The organism is Pigmentiphaga sp. YJ18, assembly GCF_038066655.1.
In the GTDB taxonomy this organism is placed as follows: domain Bacteria; phylum Pseudomonadota; class Gammaproteobacteria; order Burkholderiales; family Burkholderiaceae_B; genus Pigmentiphaga.
Map to the genome: position 1 here is coordinate 1154374 of NZ_JBBUKU010000001.1, position 17583 is coordinate 1171956.

The 17583-nt window shown below is 70.5% G+C and carries 18 protein-coding genes; 11 read left to right on the forward strand and 7 right to left on the reverse strand.

Features of this window, described 5'->3' with window-relative positions:
* The first annotated feature begins 90 nt into the window (after nt 1-90).
* Nucleotides 91-1074, forward strand: coding sequence for a Bug family tripartite tricarboxylate transporter substrate binding protein (locus WKR98_RS05670; RefSeq protein ID WP_341432330.1), 984 nt, complete (start codon nt 91-93; stop codon nt 1072-1074).
* A 12-nt stretch (nt 1075-1086) separates the two neighbouring features.
* Here the strand turns inward: WKR98_RS05670 and WKR98_RS05675 are convergent, their stop codons facing one another.
* Entirely contained in the window at nt 1087-2001 is a 915-nt protein-coding gene (locus WKR98_RS05675; RefSeq protein ID WP_341432332.1) for a LysR family transcriptional regulator, read from the reverse strand.
* 63 nt (nt 2002-2064) lie between these two features.
* On the opposite strand from WKR98_RS05675, the gene WKR98_RS05680 reads away from it, so the two are divergent.
* From WKR98_RS05680 to WKR98_RS05705, 6 genes are all read left to right on the forward strand, one after another.
* Nucleotides 2065-3333: an amidase gene (locus tag WKR98_RS05680; RefSeq protein ID WP_124687220.1), complete on the forward strand. Its 1269-nt coding sequence runs from the start codon at nt 2065-2067 to the stop codon at nt 3331-3333.
* Between the two features lie 78 nt (nt 3334-3411).
* Entirely contained in the window at nt 3412-4362 is a 951-nt protein-coding gene (locus tag WKR98_RS05685) for an alpha/beta hydrolase family protein (RefSeq protein WP_341432333.1), read from the forward strand.
* A gap of 55 nt (nt 4363-4417) precedes the next feature.
* Nucleotides 4418-5368: a LysR family transcriptional regulator gene (locus WKR98_RS05690; RefSeq protein WP_341432334.1), complete on the forward strand. Its 951-nt coding sequence runs from the start codon at nt 4418-4420 to the stop codon at nt 5366-5368.
* A gap of 56 nt (nt 5369-5424) precedes the next feature.
* Nucleotides 5425-6156: an alpha/beta hydrolase gene (locus tag WKR98_RS05695; protein ID WP_341432335.1), complete on the forward strand. Its 732-nt coding sequence runs from the start codon at nt 5425-5427 to the stop codon at nt 6154-6156.
* Between the two features lie 40 nt (nt 6157-6196).
* Nucleotides 6197-7300, forward strand: a complete 1104-nt coding sequence (locus WKR98_RS05700) for a cupin domain-containing protein (RefSeq protein WP_341432336.1) — start codon at nt 6197-6199, stop codon at nt 7298-7300.
* Nucleotides 7301-7354: 54 nt separating this feature from the next.
* Entirely contained in the window at nt 7355-8344 is a 990-nt protein-coding gene (locus WKR98_RS05705) for a Bug family tripartite tricarboxylate transporter substrate binding protein (protein ID WP_341432337.1), read from the forward strand.
* Nucleotides 8345-8351: 7 nt separating this feature from the next.
* Here the strand turns inward: WKR98_RS05705 and WKR98_RS05710 are convergent, their stop codons facing one another.
* Genes WKR98_RS05710 through WKR98_RS05725 form a run of 4 tightly spaced genes read right to left on the reverse strand, consistent with a single transcriptional unit; the run spans nt 8352 to nt 11550 of the window.
* Nucleotides 8352-8744, reverse strand: coding sequence for a RidA family protein (locus WKR98_RS05710; protein ID WP_341432338.1), 393 nt, complete (start codon nt 8742-8744; stop codon nt 8352-8354).
* Nucleotides 8744-9877 carry a DSD1 family PLP-dependent enzyme gene (locus tag WKR98_RS05715; RefSeq protein WP_341432339.1) on the reverse strand — a complete coding sequence of 378 codons (1134 nt, stop codon included), beginning with the start codon at nt 9875-9877 and terminating at the stop codon, nt 8744-8746. Before WKR98_RS05715 ends, WKR98_RS05710 begins: the two co-directional genes overlap by 1 nt.
* 13 nt (nt 9878-9890) lie before the next feature.
* Complete coding sequence (locus WKR98_RS05720) at nt 9891-10868, reverse strand: tripartite tricarboxylate transporter substrate-binding protein (RefSeq protein ID WP_341432340.1); 978 nt, start codon at nt 10866-10868, stop codon at nt 9891-9893.
* 43 nt (nt 10869-10911) lie between these two features.
* Nucleotides 10912-11550 (reverse strand): HAD family hydrolase, encoded by a 639-nt coding sequence (locus tag WKR98_RS05725; RefSeq protein WP_124687229.1) that lies wholly within the window; start codon nt 11548-11550, stop codon nt 10912-10914.
* 100 nt (nt 11551-11650) lie between these two features.
* Here WKR98_RS05725 and WKR98_RS05730 point away from each other — a divergent pair, with 100 nt between their 5' ends.
* The 4 genes from WKR98_RS05730 to WKR98_RS05745 all read left to right on the forward strand — a co-directional run bounded on the left by WKR98_RS05730 (nt 11651) and on the right by WKR98_RS05745 (nt 14925).
* Nucleotides 11651-12592, forward strand: a complete 942-nt coding sequence (locus WKR98_RS05730) for a LysR family transcriptional regulator (RefSeq protein WP_124687230.1) — start codon at nt 11651-11653, stop codon at nt 12590-12592.
* A 151-nt stretch (nt 12593-12743) separates the two neighbouring features.
* Nucleotides 12744-13088 (forward strand): MarR family winged helix-turn-helix transcriptional regulator, encoded by a 345-nt coding sequence (locus WKR98_RS05735; protein WP_341432341.1) that lies wholly within the window; start codon nt 12744-12746, stop codon nt 13086-13088.
* Between the two features lie 95 nt (nt 13089-13183).
* Nucleotides 13184-13954, forward strand: a complete 771-nt coding sequence (gene cnbZ, locus WKR98_RS05740) for a 2-amino-5-chloromuconate deaminase CnbZ (protein ID WP_341432342.1) — start codon at nt 13184-13186, stop codon at nt 13952-13954.
* The gene (locus tag WKR98_RS05745; protein ID WP_341432343.1) at nt 13951-14925 is read left to right on the forward strand and encodes a tripartite tricarboxylate transporter substrate-binding protein; all 975 of its coding nucleotides are present in this window, start codon (nt 13951-13953) and stop codon (nt 14923-14925) included. The genes cnbZ and WKR98_RS05745 overlap by 4 nt, the downstream gene beginning before the upstream one ends.
* 21 nt (nt 14926-14946) lie before the next feature.
* Here WKR98_RS05745 and speE read toward each other — a convergent pair whose 3' ends face one another.
* A complete protein-coding gene (gene speE, locus WKR98_RS05750; protein ID WP_341432344.1) occupies nt 14947-16185 on the reverse strand; it encodes a polyamine aminopropyltransferase in 1239 nt (412 codons plus the stop codon).
* Between the two features lie 246 nt (nt 16186-16431).
* Entirely contained in the window at nt 16432-17436 is a 1005-nt protein-coding gene (locus WKR98_RS05755) for a Bug family tripartite tricarboxylate transporter substrate binding protein (protein ID WP_124687235.1), read from the reverse strand.
* Between the last annotated feature and the right edge of the window lie 147 nt (nt 17437-17583).

Sequence of the window (17583 nt, forward strand, 5' to 3'; positions counted from 1 at the left end):
GACGGTGACGCCCGCCCGGGGCTAGAGTGCCGGCGTCGCTCCGGGAACGGCTGTTTCCCGGTCCCATCATTCCGTCCAGGACAGCACGCCATGCGCAAGATCCTTTCTTCCTCCCCCTTCCGCCACGCCGCGTGGGCCCTTGCAGCGGCCGCCGTGGCCGGTTCGGCCAGCGCGCAGACCTATCCCGACAAGCCGGTCCGCATGGTCGTCGCGTTCGCGCCGGCGGGCGGGACCGACATCGTCGCCCGGCTGGTGGCGCCGCGCATGGCCGAGCTTCTCGGCCAATCCGTCGTGGTCGAGAACCGGGCGGGTGCGGGCGGCGTCATCGGCACCGAGAACGTGGCGAAGGCCGCGCCCGACGGCTACACCACGCTGATGGCGACGATGGGCAACCTGGCGGTCAATCCCTATCTGTATTCGATGCGCGTCGACGTCCAGCGCGATCTGAAGCCGGTCAGCAAGGTGGTGGAGGTGCAGTTCGCGCTGCTGGTGCATCCGTCGGTGCCGGCCAAGACTCTGCGCGAGTTCATCGACCTGGCCAAGGCGCGCCCCGGCCATCTGACCTACTCGTCGTCGGGCATAGGCGGCGGGCCACACCTGGCCGGCGAGCTGTTCGACAGCCTGGCGGGCACCAAGCTGACGCACGTGCCCTACAAGGGCAGCGGCCAGAGCTTGTCGGACCTGATCGGCGGACAGGTGTCGGCATCGTTCGACAGCCTGCTCCAGGCGCTGCCCTACATACGCGACGGACGGCTGCGCGCGCTGGCGATACTGGGCAGCGAACGCTCGCCGCTGCTGCCCGACGTGCCCACCGTGGCCGAGGCCGGCGTGCCGGGCTATGAGTTCACCAACTGGTATGGGCTGGTCGCCCCCGCGGGCACGCCGCAGCCGGTGGTCGAGAAGCTGAACGGCGCCGTGCGCCAGGTGCTGGGACAACCCGACATCCGGCGCAAGCTCGAGGACATGGGCGCCCGCGTGGTGGGTGATGCGCCGGAGGCGTTCGGCAAGTTCATCGCCACCGAGAACACCAAGTGGGAGAAGGTGATCCGTGCCGCCAGGATCACGGCCCAGTAGGCCGGACGCGTGCTACGGCTCGCGCGGCGCGCCGCCCGGCATCCCGGCCAGGCCGATGAATTTCTCGGCCGCCGGGTTGCGCATGTCCTGCCTGCGGACCGCGTACAGCGTGGTGATGTTTTCCTCGGTGCCCGCCAGCGGCCGGTAGTGCAGGGCGCCGGTCCAGGTCGCCTGGGCCGAGGCCGGCACCAGCGCCGCGCCCATGCCCGCCTCGACCAGCGCCAGCATGGTGGGCAGGATGCTGGCCTGGACCACGTGCGGTACGACTTGCGCCGCGTGGAAGATCCGTTGGCACAGCTCGTACGAGTACGGCGCCTGGTCGGGAGAAAATCCGATCAGGTGCAGTCCGTCCAGGTTGGCGACCGGGACGTGTTCCAGATGCGCCAGGGCGTGGTCGGCGGGCAGCGCGAGCACCAGCCGCTCCTGCGCGATGATGCTGTGCGCCAGGCGCGGATCCGCGAGCGCTTTTTCCGGAGGCCGCAGCAGCGCGACGTCCAGCTTGTCGGCATGCAGCGCATCGAGCATGGGCTCGGGGCGCATTTCCTCCAGCCGCAGCTCGACCTCGGGGTACTGGCGGCGGAAGGCCGAGACCAGGCGGGGCAGCGTGCGGTAGATGGAGCTGGCGGTGAAGCCGACGGTCACGCTGCCGGCCGATCCGCTGGCGGCGCGCCGGGCCGCGTCCGCCGCGGCCTCGGCGTCCTGCAGGATCTTTCTTGCGCGGTCGTGCAGGATGCGCCCCGCGGGCGTCAGGCTGACCGAGCGCGTCGTGCGGTGGAACAGCTCGGCCCCGATCATCTGTTCCAGCTGGCGGATCTGCTGGCTGAGCGGCGGTTGGGTCATGTGGAGCCGCTCGGCGGCCCGGCCGAAATGCAGCTCTTCCGCGACGACCGAGAACGTGTGGAGCAGGCGCATGGAAAGCAGTGGCACTTTTTTCCCGTTGTATGGAACGGCTCCGAAGGCCGTTCGTTCTATTGACATGGTTTCCCCGGCATGAAGACCCCAGCTCCCAATTTTCTCAGCGCGCTGTCCGCCCTGCGGGCGATCGAGGAAGGCAGCCTCAGCAGCGAGGCCCTGGTGCGGGCCTGCCTGGACCGCATCGACGAGCGGGAAGCCGCGGTGCGCGCCTTCGCGCACATCGACCGGGAGCGGGCGATCGCCCAGGCCCGGCAGGCCGATCGGGGCGCCGTCGCGGGGCCCTTGCGCGGCCTGCCGTTCGCCGCCAAAGATATCCTGGATTCCGCCGATCTACCAACCGCCTACGGTTCGCCCATTCATGCCGGCCATCGTCCGGCGGCCGATGCCGCCTGCATCGCGGCGGCCCGCGAGGCGGGGGGCATCCTGCTCGGCAAGACCGAGACCTGCGAGTTCGCCACGCTGACGCCGTGCGCTACGCGCCACCCGCTGGACCCGTCGCGCACCCCGGGCGGCTCGTCCAGCGGTTCGGCCGCCGCCGTGGCCGACGGCATGGTGCCGCTGGCGTTCGGCACCCAGACCAGCGCCTCGATCATCCGCCCCGCGGCCTATTGCGGCGTCGTCGGCTACAAGCCGTCCTACGGCCTGATCAACACGTCCGGCCTCAAGCATGCGAGCCCCAGCCTGGACACGATAGGCGTGTTCGCCCGGACGGTGGCCGACGCGCGCCATGCCGTGTTCGGCCCGGTGGCCGCGCGCGAGCCGGGGGCGCTCCGGGTCGCCGTGTGTGAATCCAGCCAGTGGGCGGCCGCCCGGCCCGAGACCGTCGAGGCGCTGCTGGCCTTCGCCCGCCGGCTCGAACGCGGCGGCGCCCGGCTGCGGACCGTGTACCTGCCGCCGGGCCTGGAGGCCGCCGTGGCGCTCCAGGCCCGGCTGTCGGCGTTCGAACTGCGGCAGTCGCTGGCGCACGAACGCCGGTGGTATCACGACCGGCTCAGCCCGCGCCTGCAACAGCGGGTCGAGGCCGAGGCGGGCCTGTCCATGGCCGGGTACGCCGAACTGCGGTCGTCCATGCGGGCGGCGCAGCGCGAGGCCGCCAGCCTGTTCGACGACGCCGACGTCCTGCTGTATCCGGCGGCCGACGGCGAGGCCGAGGTCGGCCTGGAGACCGGTTCGCCGCGCTACGGCGGGCTGTGGACCTTCCTGCACCTGCCCGCCTTGTCGCTGCCGGTGGGCCGTGGGCCGGCCGGGTTGCCGCTGGGCGCTCAACTGATAGGCGCGCCCGGCCGCGACCTGGAGCTGCTGGCCGCGGCGGCTTTCGCAGAAGGATGCGCCGCCGCGGACTGACCGGGCCGTGCGCCTTGCGGGCTGGTGCGGCCCGGGCGCGCGGGGTATCGTAGGGCGATCGTTCGATCGCAAGCCACCATGAGCGCCCTGCCCAAGCCCCCGCCCGCCGGCTTCGACCGGCCCGCCGCCGCGCTGCCCGTCGTCATCCATGCGGACGACGGCTATCCGCTGGGCGGCTTCGTCTGGCGCGGCATCGACGTGGGCGCGACGACGAGGCCGGTGGTGATCGTCAACGCGGCCACCTCGGTCAAGTGCCGCTACTACTTCCGCTTCGCCCAATACCTGCACGACAACGGCATGGACGTCGTCGCCTACGATTACCGGGGCATAGGCGAATCGCGCCCCGACCGCCTGCGCGGCTTCCAGGCAAGCTGGACCGACTGGGGGGCGCGGGACTGCGAGGCCGTGCTGCGTTATGCCGCCGCCATGTGGCCGGGCCGCGATATCCATGTCGTCGGGCACAGCTTCGGCGGCTGGGCCCCCGCGCTGGCCGCCTCCTGTTCCCGGATCGGCCGCATGGTCACGGTGGGCGCCCAGTTCGCGTACTGGCGCGACTATGCCGCCGCCGTGCGCTGGCGCATGGCGGCCAAGTGGCATCTGGCCATGCCGCTGCTGACGCGGGCCTGTGGATACTTTCCCGGCCGCAGGCTGGGCTGGCTGGAGGACACGCCCGCCGGCGTCGCGCTGGACTGGAGCGCGCCCACGCCGCGCTACGAGGACCGGCCCAGCGCCCGCCGGGTCTTCGGCGGCGGCCCCCTGCCGGCCGCCACGGCGCGGGCCGGCATCCTGGCGATCAGCCTGACCGACGACCCCTTCGGCACGGTGGCGGCCATCGAACGCGCCCTGGGCTACTTCACGCACAGCGAACGCACGCACCTGCGCATCGCGCCCGAGGAGGTAGGCAGCAAGGCGATCGGGCACTTCGCGTTTTTCCACAGCGACTACCAGGACCTGCTGTGGCCGCTGGCCCTGGAATGGCTGCGCGACGGGAGCCTGTCGCGTCCGGCCGCGAGGCTGGCGGGGCGCTGATCCGAGCGCCCGGCCCCTACAATGGCAGGCTTCTGATGGCTCCTCGGGTTCGCGCATGTCCGACCACAAGCGGATCAACCTCCAGTTGCTGACCTACCTCGATGCCCTGATGCGCGAGCGGCACGTGACGCGCGCGGCCGAGCGGGTCGGTATCGGCCAGTCGGCCATGTCGAGCGCGCTGGCCCGGCTGCGCGAGATCTTCCATGATCCGCTGCTGGTCAAGACCTCGTCGGGCATGGAACCCACCGCGCGGGGCGTGGAGCTGGCCCGCAAGGTACACGAGGCGCTGGAGCTGATCGACGCGGCCACGCGTGGCACCGACGAGTTCGTGCCCGAGGTGGCCGAGGGGCATTTCCGCATCCTGGCCTCCGAGGGCGTGGCGCGCCAGTTCCTGCCCGGCCTGATGGCCCGCGCCCGGCGCGAGGCGCCGCGGCTGCGCTTTACCTCGCGGCCGGTGGACATCCGCCGCACCCACGAATACCTGCGCGACGCCGAAGGCGATCTCGTCATCGGCTATGTCCGGCAGGTGCCGCAGGACCTGCACCAGACCGTGCTGTATCCGCAAAGCATCGTCTGTATCGCGGCGGCCGGCCATGCCGGCATCCGGGGGGCGCTCACGCTGGAACAGTTCCTGGCCTATCCGCACGTGGTGTGGGGGACGGGGCCGGTGCCCTATCCGACCATCGAGGTCATGGTGGACGACATCCTGGAGCGTCGCGGCCTGGCCCGCGACGTCGGGCTGCGGGTGCCCAACGTGCTGCTGTCGGCCGACGTGGTGGCGGTGACCGACATGCTGGCCATCGTGCCGCAGCGCATCGCCTGCGACGCGGCACGCACCCTGCCGCTGCAGATCCTGCCCCTGCCCTTCGACACCGACCGCGCCGACCTGAGCATGCTCTGGCACGAGCGCGTGCACCGCGAGCCCGCGCACATCTGGCTGCGCGGCGTGATGCGCGACGTGGCCGCGCAGCTGCGGCAGGACGCGGCGATCGACGGTTCTCAATAGCGGTATCGGCGGCGCGCGATTGTGCCGCACCGGGCCGGCTTGCTGTAATCGCCGGCATGCAAGATCACCTGATTTCTCCTGTGGACCGCCCGTGGCGGGAAGAGCGGCTGCGGCTTGCCGTCCAGGGCCGCGCCGTGCCGGGCATCGCCTGGCTGCCCGAGACCTCCTGTGCCGGGCTGGTCCTGGCCTGTCATGGCGGCAGCGGCCATAAGGAATCGACGGCCGTGCTCGCCATTCGCGACCGCCTGTTGCCCGAGGGCTATGCGGTCGCCGCCATCGACGGTCCGGTGCATGGCGAGCGCCGCGCCGACGGCTCGCGCGATCCGGGCGCGGCGAAGGCCGATTTCCGCGCCGCGTGGCGCGAGGGTTTCGCGCGCGACGGCATGACGGCCGACTGGCGCGCCTTTCTGGATGCCTTGCTGGCGTGGCCGGCGCTGACGGGCCGGCCCGTGGGCTACATCGGCGTTTCCATGGGCACCGCCTACGGGCTGCCCTACCTGGCCGCGGACGGCCGGGTGCGCGCCGCCGTGCTGGGGTTGTGGGGCACCTCTTATCCCGCCAGCGAGCACCTGGCGCCGGCCGCGCGGCAACTGCGCATCCCGGTGTGGTTCACCCAGCAGTGGGACGACGAAGTCTTCGATCGCGAGGGCACGGCCGGGTTGTTCGACGCCCTGGGCAGCGCCGACAAGCGGCTGGTGGCCTATCCCGGCCCCCACCTGGAACTTTCCGGCGAGCGGTTGGACGATGCCGCCGCCTTTCTCGTCTCGCGGCTGCGCGCCGCCTGCTAGCCGGCCGCGGCCGGCTTTCTTCCCTCTTGATGGAGCCTGGATGAAAACCCTGGATGTCTCGTACGAAGCCATGGGCGCCCGCACGGCGCGGTTCGACGACTATGCCCGCGCGGAGCGCGAAGGCGCGCGCGCCGACGCCGTGCGTGCGCTGTGGGGCGGGCAGCTGGTGTCCTTGATGGGCGCCCGCAACACGCGCGGCCGCTTCGCCGGACCCCGCGTACCCAGTCCCGCCCGCGCCTGCACCGGCTATGCGGCATGGGACGCGGGCCGGGGTTCGCTGCCCTACCGCAACCCCGACGCCATGGAGAACATCCTGTGCCTGGCGGGCGCGCTGCGCGTGCGCTTCGGTCCCGACCTGGCGCATGAGATCCGCCTGGCGCGCTTCGACATGCTGTCGATACCCGCCGACGTGCTGCACGAGGTTTCCTGCCATGGCGCGGACGGTGCCAAGGCGCTGATGCTGCTCAACGGCGAACCCGATTGCGCCTATCCCGCGATATTCCCCGGGCCGTTGCCCGCGGCGGTCGATGCGCGGGAGCTGGCCGCGCTGAATGCGCGGGTCGAGCCGGGGCGCGGACGGGAGGCCGATCCGGATACCATGGCGCAGCGCGTGACCCGCTTCGCCACGCTGGTTCCGTACAAGCGCGCCCTGAACGCGCGCAGCGCCATCCCGGCCGAGGCCACCGAATGGCTGACCGCCAGTTCCGTGTTCCCGCTGCTGGTGCCGGAGGGACACGTCGGCCGCTCGCAGGATGCGCCGCTCAAGGGCGGCCCCGGCCTGTACGTGGCGATCGCCGAATGCGTGCCGGACGACGGGCCGCTGCCGCACGCGCATTTCGACACGCAGGAATCGTTCTTCGTGCTGGATGGCGAATGGGATATCACCTGGGGCTTCGAGGACGAGTACCGCCTGCCGGTGCGCGCCTGCGACCTGGTCGGCGTGCCCACCGGCGCGATGCGCGCCTTCCGCAATACCGGCAAGGAAACCGCGCGGCTGTTCGTCATCATCCAGGGGCAGGAGCGGATGAGCGATACCGTCGTCTATTCCCCCACGGTGGGCGAGGAGGTGAACCGCCGCTTCGGCCCCGAGGTGGTCGAGGCCTTTCGCAAGGTCAACATCACGTTCGACGCCGAGCGCGCCTGAACCAGGATCCGCCAGCCTCCGCAGAGAGGCCGCGCGGCAAAAGGAGGAGTGGAGATGAAGCAAGGACTTGTCGTGCCAGGCCGCAGGCGGCACCTGGCCGCGTTGTTTGCCGCGGGCCTGGCGCTGGCCGCCGGGCGGGCGGATGCGCAGCCGTATCCGGCCAAGCCCATCAAGCTGATCGTGCCCTATGCGCCAGGCGGCGTGACCGACGTTTCCGCGCGGCTGGTCGCGCAGAAGCTGGGCGAGCTGCTGGGCCAGACGGTGTACGTGGAGAACAAGGGCGGAGGCGGCACCCGCATCGGGGCCTCGGAGGCGGCGCGCGCCGCGCCCGACGGCTACACCCTGCTGTACGCCAACTCGATCACGCACGGCACCCTGCCGGCCACGGCGGCCTCGCTGCCGTTCGACCCGGTCAAGGACTTCACGCCCATCGCGAAGCTGTTCTGGTACGCCAGCACCATCGTCTGCCACCCTTCGGTGCCGGCCAGTACGGTGGCCGAGCTCGTGGCCTACGCCAAGGCCCATCCGGGCAAGCTCAGCTACGCCAGCGCCGGTCCCGGCACGGGCAATCATTTCTCCAGCGAACTGTTCAACGTGATGGCAGGCGTGAAGATCGTGCACGTGCCCTATCGCGGCAGCGGCCCGGCGTTGCAGGACGTGATTGCCGGGCAGGTCAGCTGTACCCATGACGGCGCGGCCAAGCCCCATGTCGATGCGGGCAAGGTCAAGGCCATCGCCACCACCGGGATCGCGCGCGATCCGCGTCTGCCCGGCGTGCCCACGGTGGATGAGGCGGGCCTGAAGGGCTACGACATGACCTGGTGGCAGGGCCTGATGGCGCCGGCCGGCACGCCGCCCGGCGTGGTGGAGCGGCTGGCGCGTGCGACGCAGGCCCTGGCCAGGGACGAGGCCTTTCGCGCCAAGGCCTACGACATCGGCCTGAACGTGCAGGTTGAACCGGCCGACGTCCTGGCCAGGCAGGTCGTGCAGGACATCGCCAAGTTCCGCCGGATCGCGGCCGAGGCCAATATCGTGCTGGATTGACGGGGAGCTACGGCGTGGGCTGCAGGGCCACTGCCTCGACTTCCACCCGCACGCCGTAGTGCAGCGCCGGCACGGGCACGACCGCCCGCGCCGGCCGGGCATCGCCCAGCACCCGGCGATAGGCCTGGTCGAAGGCCGGCCAGTGTTCGACCCCGGCCAGGTAGACCGTGACCTTCATCACGTCGCGCCAGCCGCAGCCCGCCGCGGCCAGCGCCGCTTCGACGTTGTGCAATGCCAGGGCGGCCTGCTCGTCCAGCAGCAGGTCGGCGCGCGGATCGCCCGCGGCGTCCAGCGGCAGTTGTCCGGATACGAAGGCCAGGCCGCCGCCCGTAGCCACGTGCGAGTAATGGCCGCGCGGGGCGGCCAGGTCCGCCACGGCCGGGAACGCGATGGCGCGCATCACCAGCCCCCGAAGCGCGGCCAGTGGGCTTCGACGCCGGTTCCGCCGGCCACGACGGCATAGGCGCCGTGCTGGGCGGCGGTGGCGCAGGCGTGGTTGGGCAGGATGCGCAGCAGGGTGCCCACCGGCAGCATGGGCGTGGTGGCGGGGTCGGTGCGGTGGCGGACGATGCCGTGTTCCTGGTTCGCGTCGATCATGACCAGGTCCTGCAGCGGCCGGCCTTCCAGGTCGCACACCAGGCCATAGCCCTGGTCCACCGGCTGCCTGGCCGTGCCGCGGTCGCGCGACATGGCCATCCAGCCCGCGTCGGTGATCAGCCAGCCCTTTTCCTCTTGATGGCCGATCACGGTGCACAGCACGGACAGGGCGATGTCGTCGGTCCGGCAGACACCCAGACCGTTCATGACCAGGTCGAAGAACACGAACACCCCGGCCCGCACCTCGGTGACGCCGTCCAGCGAGCGGGCGAAATGCGCGGTGGGGGTGCTGCCGACGCTGACCACCGGCGCCGCGTGGCCGGCCTCGCGCAGGCGTTGCGCGGCTCGGACCGCGCTCGCGCGCTCCTGCTCGGCCATGGCGGCGATGGCCTCGGTGGAGCGGCAGTTGTAGGAATCGCCGGCATGGGCCAGCACACCCGCGACCCAGGCGCCCTCGCCTTCGCGCGCGGACAGGCGGGCGGCGATGTCCAGCAGCACGGGGTCTTCGGGCTTGACGCCGGACCGGTGTCCGTCGGTGTCGATCTCGATTAGCACGGGCAGTTGCAGGCCATGGTCGCGCGCGTAGGCGCTGGTGGCCGCCGCCGCCTCGGCGTTGTCCAGGATGAGCGTCAGCCTGGCGCCCCGCCGTGCCAGGCGCTCCACGTGCGGCAGCTTGGACGGCACGATGCCCACGGCATAGAGGATGTCGGTCCAGCCGTGGTCCAGGAAGTATTCGGCTTCCTTCAGCGTGGAGACGGTGATGGGCGTGCCGGGCGGGCCCAGGCGCCGCGCGACGTCGGCGGACTTGTTGGTCTTGACGTGCGGCCGTAGCGCGACGCCGAAGGGCGCCAGCCGCTCGCGTAGCCGCGCGATGTTGCGGTCCATCCTGTTCCGGTCCAGCACCAGGACCGGGGTTTCGAGTTCGTTCAGTTGCATGATGTGCCTGGGTTCAATCGATATAGACGTTCTTGGCCTCGAGTATGGGGCGCAGGCGGGAGATCTCGCTGTCCACCAGCCGGGCGAGGCGGCCGGGCGTATTGTCGGCGCGGGCGGGGAACTCCACGCCTACGTCGCGCATCTGCTTGACCAGCGCGGGGTCGGCCAGGGCGTCGTTGATGGCGGCGTTGAGCTTGTCCACGATGGCGGGCGGCGTGCCGCGCGGCGCGAACAGCGCGTTCCACGAGCGGAAGTCGATGGCGGTCCTGCCGCTGCTTTGCGCCGTGGCGACCTTGGGCAGGCCGGGGAAGGGCTCGCGCGTCAGCACGGCCACGGCCCGCACGCGTCCGCTGGCCGCTTGAGCCAGCGAGGTGGTGGTCTGGTCGCACATGAAGTCGGTCTCGCCGCCCATCAGTCCGGTCATGGCGGGCGCCACGCCCTTGTAGGGCACGTGCATGACCTCGGCCTTCATGTCGCTCAGCAGCAGCAGGCAGGCCAGGTGCGCGATCGAGCCCACGCCCGCGCTGCCGTACGACATCGTGGCCTTGTGGGCCTGGAGGTAGTCGGCGAACTGCGGGAAATCGTTGACCGGCAGGCTCTGCCTGACCAGCAGCAGCAACGGCGCCGACCCGACCTGGCCCAGGGGTTCGAAATCCTTGCGTGCGTCGTACAGCGGCTTGCGATACATGATCATGTTGGCCGCATGCGTGCCTATGGTGCCGAAGCCTATGGTATAGCCGTCGGCGGCGGCGCGGGCCAGCTTCTGCATGCCGATCGAGCCGCCGGCGCCGCCCACGTTCTCGACCACGACCGAGACGCCCAGCCGCGGCCCCAGCTTGGCCGCCACGGCCCGCCCCAGCGCGTCGCTGGGGCCGCCCGCGGGGAAGGGCATGATCAGGGTGATGGGCTTCTCGGGCCAGGCCTGGGCGCAGGCGGAAGAGGTGGCGGCGAGCGCGAACAGCGCCCCCGCGGCAATGGCGGCGATTTTCATGGGGACTCCTGGAAGGGGAAAGGTCCGGCGGCGTTGGGGGTTGTCAGCCGCGCCGGGGGCTGTTGGCGAGTTCCAGCACCGGCAGGATGCCGCGCGCTTCCTGGCGCGCGGCCGGCGCGCCCTCGGGTAGCGCCAGGCCCACGCGGTTGTGCCAGAAGGTGTCCATGCCGACGGCCGAGGTGCCGAACAGGTCGTAGCCGGATCCGGCCACGAACAGCGTGTTGCCGGGCTGGGCGCCCAGTTCCTGCAGGGCCAGGCGATAAGGGCGGGGGTCGGGTTTGTAGTAGCCGGCCCGTTCGGAGGTCACGACCACGTCCATGGAGACGTCCAGGAGGCCGGCGGCCAGTCGGCCCAGCCGCTCCGAGCAATTGGTGACCACGCCCAGCCGGTGCGTGCCGCGCAGGCTTTCCAGCACCGTCGCCACGCCGTCCCAGGGGGCGAGTTCGGCCCAGCGTTCCTCGAGCGCGTCGGCGGCGGCCAGCGGCAGGCCGGTCTCGGCCGCGGCTTCCCGCACCAGGGTCTCGTACGGCCGGTAGGCGCCGCAGGCATAGGTTCGCTTCAGGTAGGCGGCGCGCCAGGCACGGCCCGCTTCCTCGCCGCCGGCCGCGCTGTTCCACAGGGTCCAGGAGTCGAGCAGCGCGGTCAGCAGGTCGAACAGGACGAAATCGTATTGGCGTGTCATGGCGATCCGGAAAAGGTTGATCAATGATGGCCAGTTTAGGAGTCGCGCGGCCGGCTGTGGTTAATGGAATAGAATTTCTTCATTCACCAAAAGGTTAATAATGAAGCTGGACATCGACGACCTGCGCTTCATCCTGGCGCTGGACCGGGTAGGCAGCCTGGCCGCCCTGGCGCGCGAGGAAAACGTCACCCCGCCCGCGGTCACCAAGCGCCTCGGCCAGCTCGAGGCGCGGCTGGGCGTGCGCCTGGCGATGCGCACCACGCGCCGCCTGCAGCTGACGCACGAGGGGCACCTGCTGGCCCAGCACGCCACCGGGGTCATCGAGCGCATGCAGGCCATCGAGGAAGCCTTGCAGCAGCGCAGCCAGGTGGTGGCGGGCAAGCTGAAGGTGCACGGCCCGTTCGGCTTCGGCCGCCAGCACCTCGCGCCGCTGCTGGACGCGTTTCGCGCCGGCCATCCGCAGGTCGAGGTCCAGCTCTTCCTGTCCGACAACCTCATGCTGCCCAGCCAGCCCGTGCATGGACGCGATGCCTTCGACGTGCTGGTCAGCATCGGCGAGATACCCGACTCGCGCTGGGTGGCGCACCGGCTGGCGCCCAACCGGCGCGTGCTGTGCGCCGCGCCGGCCTATCTGCGCGGCGCGCCCGCCATCGAAAGCCCCGCCGACCTGGCGCGGCACGCCTGCCTGGTGCTGCGCGAGAACGACGAGGACGTGACGCTGTGGCGCTTCACGCAGCGTGAAGGAAGGGGCGAGCCCCGCCTGCATACGGTGCGCGTGCATCCCGCCATGGAAAGCAACGACGGCGAGGTCATCCGCCAGTGGTGCCTGGCCGGCCGCGGCATCATGGTGCGCTCGGAATGGGACGTGGCCGCCGCCGTGGCCGATGGATCGCTGGTGGCGCTGCTGCCGCGCCACCGGCTGCCCGACGCCGACGTGACGGCGCTGGTGCCGCAGTCGCGCATCGCCTCGGCGCGCGCCCGGCTGTTCGTCGACATGCTGAAGAAGGCCTTCCGGCCCCGGCCGCCGTGGCGTCCGGCATGACGGCGCGAACGCCGGGACCCGTCCTCTACAATGCATCCGCATTTCCGCCCGGAGGCCCGCCCTGAGAACCCCCAAGCCTTTCGACCTGCGCCGCCATCTTCCCCATCTGCTGCGCCGCGCCCACTTCGAGGCCGAGGCCCTGTTCGCCAGCATGTCCGACGAGGGCGCGACGTCGCGCCAGATGGCGCTGCTGGTGGCCGTCCACCAGATGCCGGGCGCCTCGCAAAGCCAGGTCGCGCAGGCCATTGGGCTGGACCTGAACACATGTAGCGATCTAGTGGCGCGCACGACCGCCAAGGGCTACCTGGTCCGCCGCCGCTCGGAAACCGACCGGCGGACCTTCTGCCTGGACCTGACGGAAATCGGCCGCGAGGTCATGGCGGCCTCGGTCGCCGTCGCGCCCCGGTACCAGGCCCGGCTGGCCGAGCGGCTGGACAAGGATGAGCGCGAGCAGCTCACCGCCCTGTTGCGCAAGATGCTGGGTTTCGACGAATAGCAGCCGCCGGCGTTTCCGGGATTCTCCTGATCGCAAGAAACTACGTATTCGTATTAAATGCGGCGTTGCATGTCTTCTACGAAGGGCTCTCATCCATGGCGGAACTCATCGCATTCGCTCCCGGCAACTATCGCTACCTGCCCGGAGGATTCCAGTACAGCGCCGCCGTCATCGCCGACGCGGGCCATGCCATCGAGCGGGCGCGCTTTGCCCGGCCGGTGCCGCTGGCCGAGGGCTTCGGCCGCATCCGCGACCATCTGGCGGCCGTGGGCCGGCCGCCTACCGCGCTGTGCGCCTGCGAGCTGCGCTCGCCCGCGCCCATGAGCGAACCCGAGTTCGTCGCCTTCAACCGCCGCTACGTGCAGCCGCTGGCCGAGTGGGGGTTGTTCAAGGACGATGCGAATCCCGTCGCACGGTGCAACCTGATCCCGGAAGCCGATGCGCCCGCCGAACCGGGTTTCTACGCGTTCAGCTACACCGTGCCCGCGCAAACGGAGGGCCCGGCCGATTTCGTGACCTCGGGCGCGGCCGAATGTCCGGACCGGCCCAACTACCGCGCAAGCATCGTGCGGTTGGGGGAAACCTCGCCCGATGCGCTGATCGACAAGCTGCGCTTCGCGCTGGGCGACCTGCAATCGCGCTTCGACGCGCTGGGCGTGTCGGCGCACGACGTCACGGACATGAGCCTGTACACCGTCCATGACCTGTATCCGGCCATCGCGTCGGAGTTCGCGCGCCGCGGCCTGCTCGCGGGCGGGCTGGACTGGCACTGGGTGCGGCCGCCGGTGTGCGATATCGAGATAGAAGTCGATGCCCGGCGCGTATCGCGCCAGGTGCTGTTGCCATCCTTCCGGAGTGCTTCATGACATCGCTGCGCGTAGTGCGTCACCTGCTTGCCGCCACCCTGCTGGCGCTGCCCTGCGCCGTTCCGGCCGCCGCGCCGGCGGTGCCGGGGCCGGTCAGGATACTGGTCGGCTTTCCCGCCGGCGGCACCATCGATGTGGTCGCGCGGCTGGTGGCCGAGCAGATGCAGGGCGACCTGGGCGTGCCCGTGGTGGTCGAGACCCTGGCCGGCGCGGGCGGACAACTGGCGGCCCAGGCGCTCAAGCGCGCCGCGCCGGACGGCCGCACGTTGATGGTCGCGCCCGACCATACCGCCGTCATCGTGCCGCTGACCGTGGCCAAGCCCGGCTTCGACAGCCGGACGGACTTCGCGCCGGTCGGCATGGTGGCCGACTACGCGGGGGCGCTGGCCGTCAGCCAAGCGAGCGGTATCAAGGACCTGCGCGACCTGATGCGCCACGTGCAGGCGCATCCGTCGGCCGGCGGCGTGGGCGTTTCAGCCCCGGGAAGCAAGCCGCAGTTCCAGCTGGACGCGCTGGCCAGGTCGCAAAAGCTGCCCTTGTCGGCGGTGCCCTATCGCGGTTCGGTGCCCATGGTGCAGGACCTGGCCGGGAGACACATCGCGGCGGGCATCACGGCACTGGGCGATTTCCTGGAGTTCCATCGCGCCGGCAAGCTGCGCGTGATCGCCGTGACGGGCGAGCGTCGCTCCGGCGTGCTACCCGAGGTGCCCACGGCGGCCGAGTCCGGTTATCCGCTGCGGCTGGATTTCTGGGTGGGCCTGTTCGCGCCGGCCGGAACGCCGCAACCGCTGGTCGCCCGCTTCAATGCCGCGCTGAACAAGGCGCTGGATGTGCCCAAGGTGCGCGAGCGCATGGCGGCGGTGGTGTTCGATCCCCGGCCTGGTCCGCCGTCGGCCTTGCAGCAGCGCATCGCCACGGAACTGGCACAGTGGGAGCCCATCATTGCCGCCTCGGGGTGGGTCAGGCAATGATGGGTGCCTGGAGCCCGCGCGTCAGTCCAGGGTAAGCCGGCGGTAGTAGTTCGGCAGCGCGAACAGCGCGCCGTGGACCCGCGCGTTGTAGTACTCCAGGTCGTCGACCCCGCGTTCCTCCAGGCGCGCGTGGATCGTTTCGCCCGGCACCGCGTCCGGGTCCAGCGCGTCCGAAGCCACCGCCAGGCCCCAGTAGGTGCCGTATAGCGGGATGTGTACGCCGTAGGGCCGCACGTGCGCGAACTGGCCGCGCAGCGTCCCGCACAGCTCGCGCACCTGGTCCGGCTGGTGGAAGGGCGAACCCATGTGCAGCACCAGGGCCCCGCCCGGTGCCAGCGCATGCTTGCAGCGGCGGAAGAACTCGGGGGTATAGAGCGGTCCTGCCGGCGTGTCCGGATCGGTCAGGTCGAGCAGGATCAGGTCATAGCGGTCGGACGTGCGCGCAAGGAAGTCCACGCCGTTCTCGACCAGCACCGTGGCGCGCGGATCGTCCAGGGCACCGCGATGGATCTTCTGCAGATACCGGCGCGCCACGTCGATGACCTCGCCGTCCAGGTCGACCAGCGTGGCCCGTTCGATGCCGCGATGCTTGAGCAATTCCTCCAGCGCGCCGCCGTCGCCGCCGCCTATGATCAGGGCGGACCGCGGCGCGGGGTGGGCCGTGGCGGCGGGATGCACCAGGGCCTCGTGATAGAAGAATTCCTCGGCCTCGGAGGTCATGTAGCGGCCGTCCAGCCGCAGGGTGCGGCCCAGCGTCGCGGACTCCAGCAGTTCCAGCCTTTGGTAGGCGGTCTGCCGGCTGAGGATGCGGCGATCGAAGCGAAAGCCGAAATATGCCTGGCCGGCGACGTCCTCGAACACCAGTTCGCCCGCGTCCGCCGGACCGTCGACGTCGCCGCGGCTCAGGTGCTGGCGCTGCATGTCGCTCGGCCGGAAGGCTTCCACCAGCGCTTTCATGAGCGCCTCGGCCTTGCGCGAATTGTCTTCCTGGAAATTGCAGACGTAGACGTCCAGCGTCACGCCGTTGCGTTCGGGCCAGGTATGGACGGCCAGGTGCGATTCGGCCAGCAGCAGCATGCCCGTCACGCCGCCGGGCTGGCCTTGGAACTCGGGAAAGGTGTGCCACTTTTCGTCGACCAGGGTGAGTCCGGCGTCGAGCGTGTGGCGGCGGCAAAGGTGCGCCAGGGTTTCGGCGTCCGTCATCAGGACGGTATCGCAGGCGCAATGATAAAGATCTGCGGTAAGGTGCAGGCCTTGCATGGTGTCGATGCTCCTTGGAAAAGAGTCTTGCGACCAAGGGGATGGGCACTACGAAAGCCCGGAAACCAGAGGCTTCCGATTCGAGCGGCGATGGCCCGTTCCGTGCGGAACGGCTGGGCAAAAATGGCCGAGTCTACCCCAACCCATCTGGATGCGCGAGACGGGCGCAACGCGAAAAAAAGACCCCTCGCCGGGGCGAGGGGTCGTCGGTGATGCATGCGCGGGGCGCAGGCCCCGAGGCGTTCGTCAGCCGGCGGTGATGTTGTGCGACTTGATCACCTTTTCCCAGGTCGCGGTCTCGTCGGCCTGGAACTTGCGGAAAGCGTCCAGGCGCAGCGGCGACAGCTCCAGGCCCTGGGCCTTCAGCGTCTCCAGCGTGGCGGGGTTGCTCAAGACCTTGGTCACGTCGCGCGCCAGCTGGCCGGACACGTTCGCCGGGGTCGAGCTGGGCACGTACAGGCCGTACCAGGACACCACGTTCACGCCCTTCACGCCGGCTTCGGCCAGGGTGGGGATCTCGGGCATGATGGGCGAGCGCTCGGAGCCGGTCAGGGCCAGCGCGCGCAGCTTGCCGGACTTGATCTGGGGCATCAGGGTCGGCAGCGCGCCGAAGATGACCTGGATCTGGCCGCCCAGCGCGTCGTTCAGTGCCTGGGTCGTGCCCTTGTAGGGAACGTGCAGCAGGTCGGCGCCGGTGGCATCCTTGAACAGTTCGCCAGCCAGGTGCAGGCCGCTGCCCACGCCGGGCGAGCCGTAGGCCATGGTGCCGGGCTTGGACTTGGTCAGCGCGATCAGTTCCTGGATGTTCTTGGCGGGAACCGAGGGGAACACGGCGACCACGTTGGGCGCCTTGGCCATCATCGCGACCGCGGTGAAGTCCTTGTCGACGTTGTAGGGCAGGTTGGCCATCAGCGTCGGGTTGATGGTCATGTTGCCGGCCGGCACGACCAGCAGCGTGTGGCCGTCGCCGGCGGCGCGCTTGACCGCGTCGATGCCGATGTTGCCGTTGGCGCCGGGACGGTTGTCCACGACGGCGCTCTGGCCGTATTCATTCTGCAGGCCGGTGCCCAGCAGGCGGGCCAGCACGTCCACGGGGCCGCCCGGCGGGAACGGGGCGATGATGCGGAACGGGCCGTGCTTGAGCGAGGCCTTGGCGGCGGCGTCGTCGGCCGCGGGAGCCTGGGCGAAAGAAGCCGTGGCGACCGCCGCGAACAGCGCGCCGGCAACCAGGCGAGTGCTAGTCTTAAACATGATGAACTACTACTCCATGACAATAAGTGCCCACCCCCTACGCCCTGACGGGCGCCCCCTCAAGGGGGCGGCGCTGGCGGACCGGCAAAGCCGGATCCGCGGCGCCCAGGGGTAAAACCAGGCTGGCGGAAAATGGCGTTTTTCCCG

Excerpts from the sequence above, each read along its gene's own strand:
- WKR98_RS05670 (WP_341432330.1), top strand. The coding sequence starts at position 91 with ATGCGCAAGATCCTTTCTTCCTCCCCCTTCCGCCACGCCGCGTGGGCC.
- WKR98_RS05680 (WP_124687220.1), top strand. The coding sequence starts at position 2,065 with ATGAAGACCCCAGCTCCCAATTTTCTCAGCGCGCTGTCCGCCCTGCGG.
- WKR98_RS05685 (WP_341432333.1), top strand. The coding sequence starts at position 3,412 with ATGAGCGCCCTGCCCAAGCCCCCGCCCGCCGGCTTCGACCGGCCCGCC.
- WKR98_RS05690 (WP_341432334.1), top strand. The coding sequence starts at position 4,418 with ATGTCCGACCACAAGCGGATCAACCTCCAGTTGCTGACCTACCTCGAT.
- WKR98_RS05695 (WP_341432335.1), top strand. The coding sequence starts at position 5,425 with ATGCAAGATCACCTGATTTCTCCTGTGGACCGCCCGTGGCGGGAAGAG.
- WKR98_RS05700 (WP_341432336.1), top strand. The coding sequence starts at position 6,197 with ATGAAAACCCTGGATGTCTCGTACGAAGCCATGGGCGCCCGCACGGCG.
- WKR98_RS05705 (WP_341432337.1), top strand. The coding sequence starts at position 7,355 with ATGAAGCAAGGACTTGTCGTGCCAGGCCGCAGGCGGCACCTGGCCGCG.
- WKR98_RS05710 (WP_341432338.1), bottom strand. The coding sequence starts at position 8,744 with ATGCGCGCCATCGCGTTCCCGGCCGTGGCGGACCTGGCCGCCCCGCGC.
- WKR98_RS05715 (WP_341432339.1), bottom strand. The coding sequence starts at position 9,877 with ATGCAACTGAACGAACTCGAAACCCCGGTCCTGGTGCTGGACCGGAAC.
- WKR98_RS05720 (WP_341432340.1), bottom strand. The coding sequence starts at position 10,868 with ATGAAAATCGCCGCCATTGCCGCGGGGGCGCTGTTCGCGCTCGCCGCC.
- WKR98_RS05725 (WP_124687229.1), bottom strand. The coding sequence starts at position 11,550 with ATGACACGCCAATACGATTTCGTCCTGTTCGACCTGCTGACCGCGCTG.
- WKR98_RS05730 (WP_124687230.1), top strand. The coding sequence starts at position 11,651 with ATGAAGCTGGACATCGACGACCTGCGCTTCATCCTGGCGCTGGACCGG.
- WKR98_RS05735 (WP_341432341.1), top strand. The coding sequence starts at position 12,744 with ATGTCCGACGAGGGCGCGACGTCGCGCCAGATGGCGCTGCTGGTGGCC.
- cnbZ (WP_341432342.1), top strand. The coding sequence starts at position 13,184 with ATGGCGGAACTCATCGCATTCGCTCCCGGCAACTATCGCTACCTGCCC.
- WKR98_RS05745 (WP_341432343.1), top strand. The coding sequence starts at position 13,951 with ATGACATCGCTGCGCGTAGTGCGTCACCTGCTTGCCGCCACCCTGCTG.
- speE (WP_341432344.1), bottom strand. The coding sequence starts at position 16,185 with ATGCAAGGCCTGCACCTTACCGCAGATCTTTATCATTGCGCCTGCGAT.
- WKR98_RS05755 (WP_124687235.1), bottom strand. The coding sequence starts at position 17,436 with ATGTTTAAGACTAGCACTCGCCTGGTTGCCGGCGCGCTGTTCGCGGCG.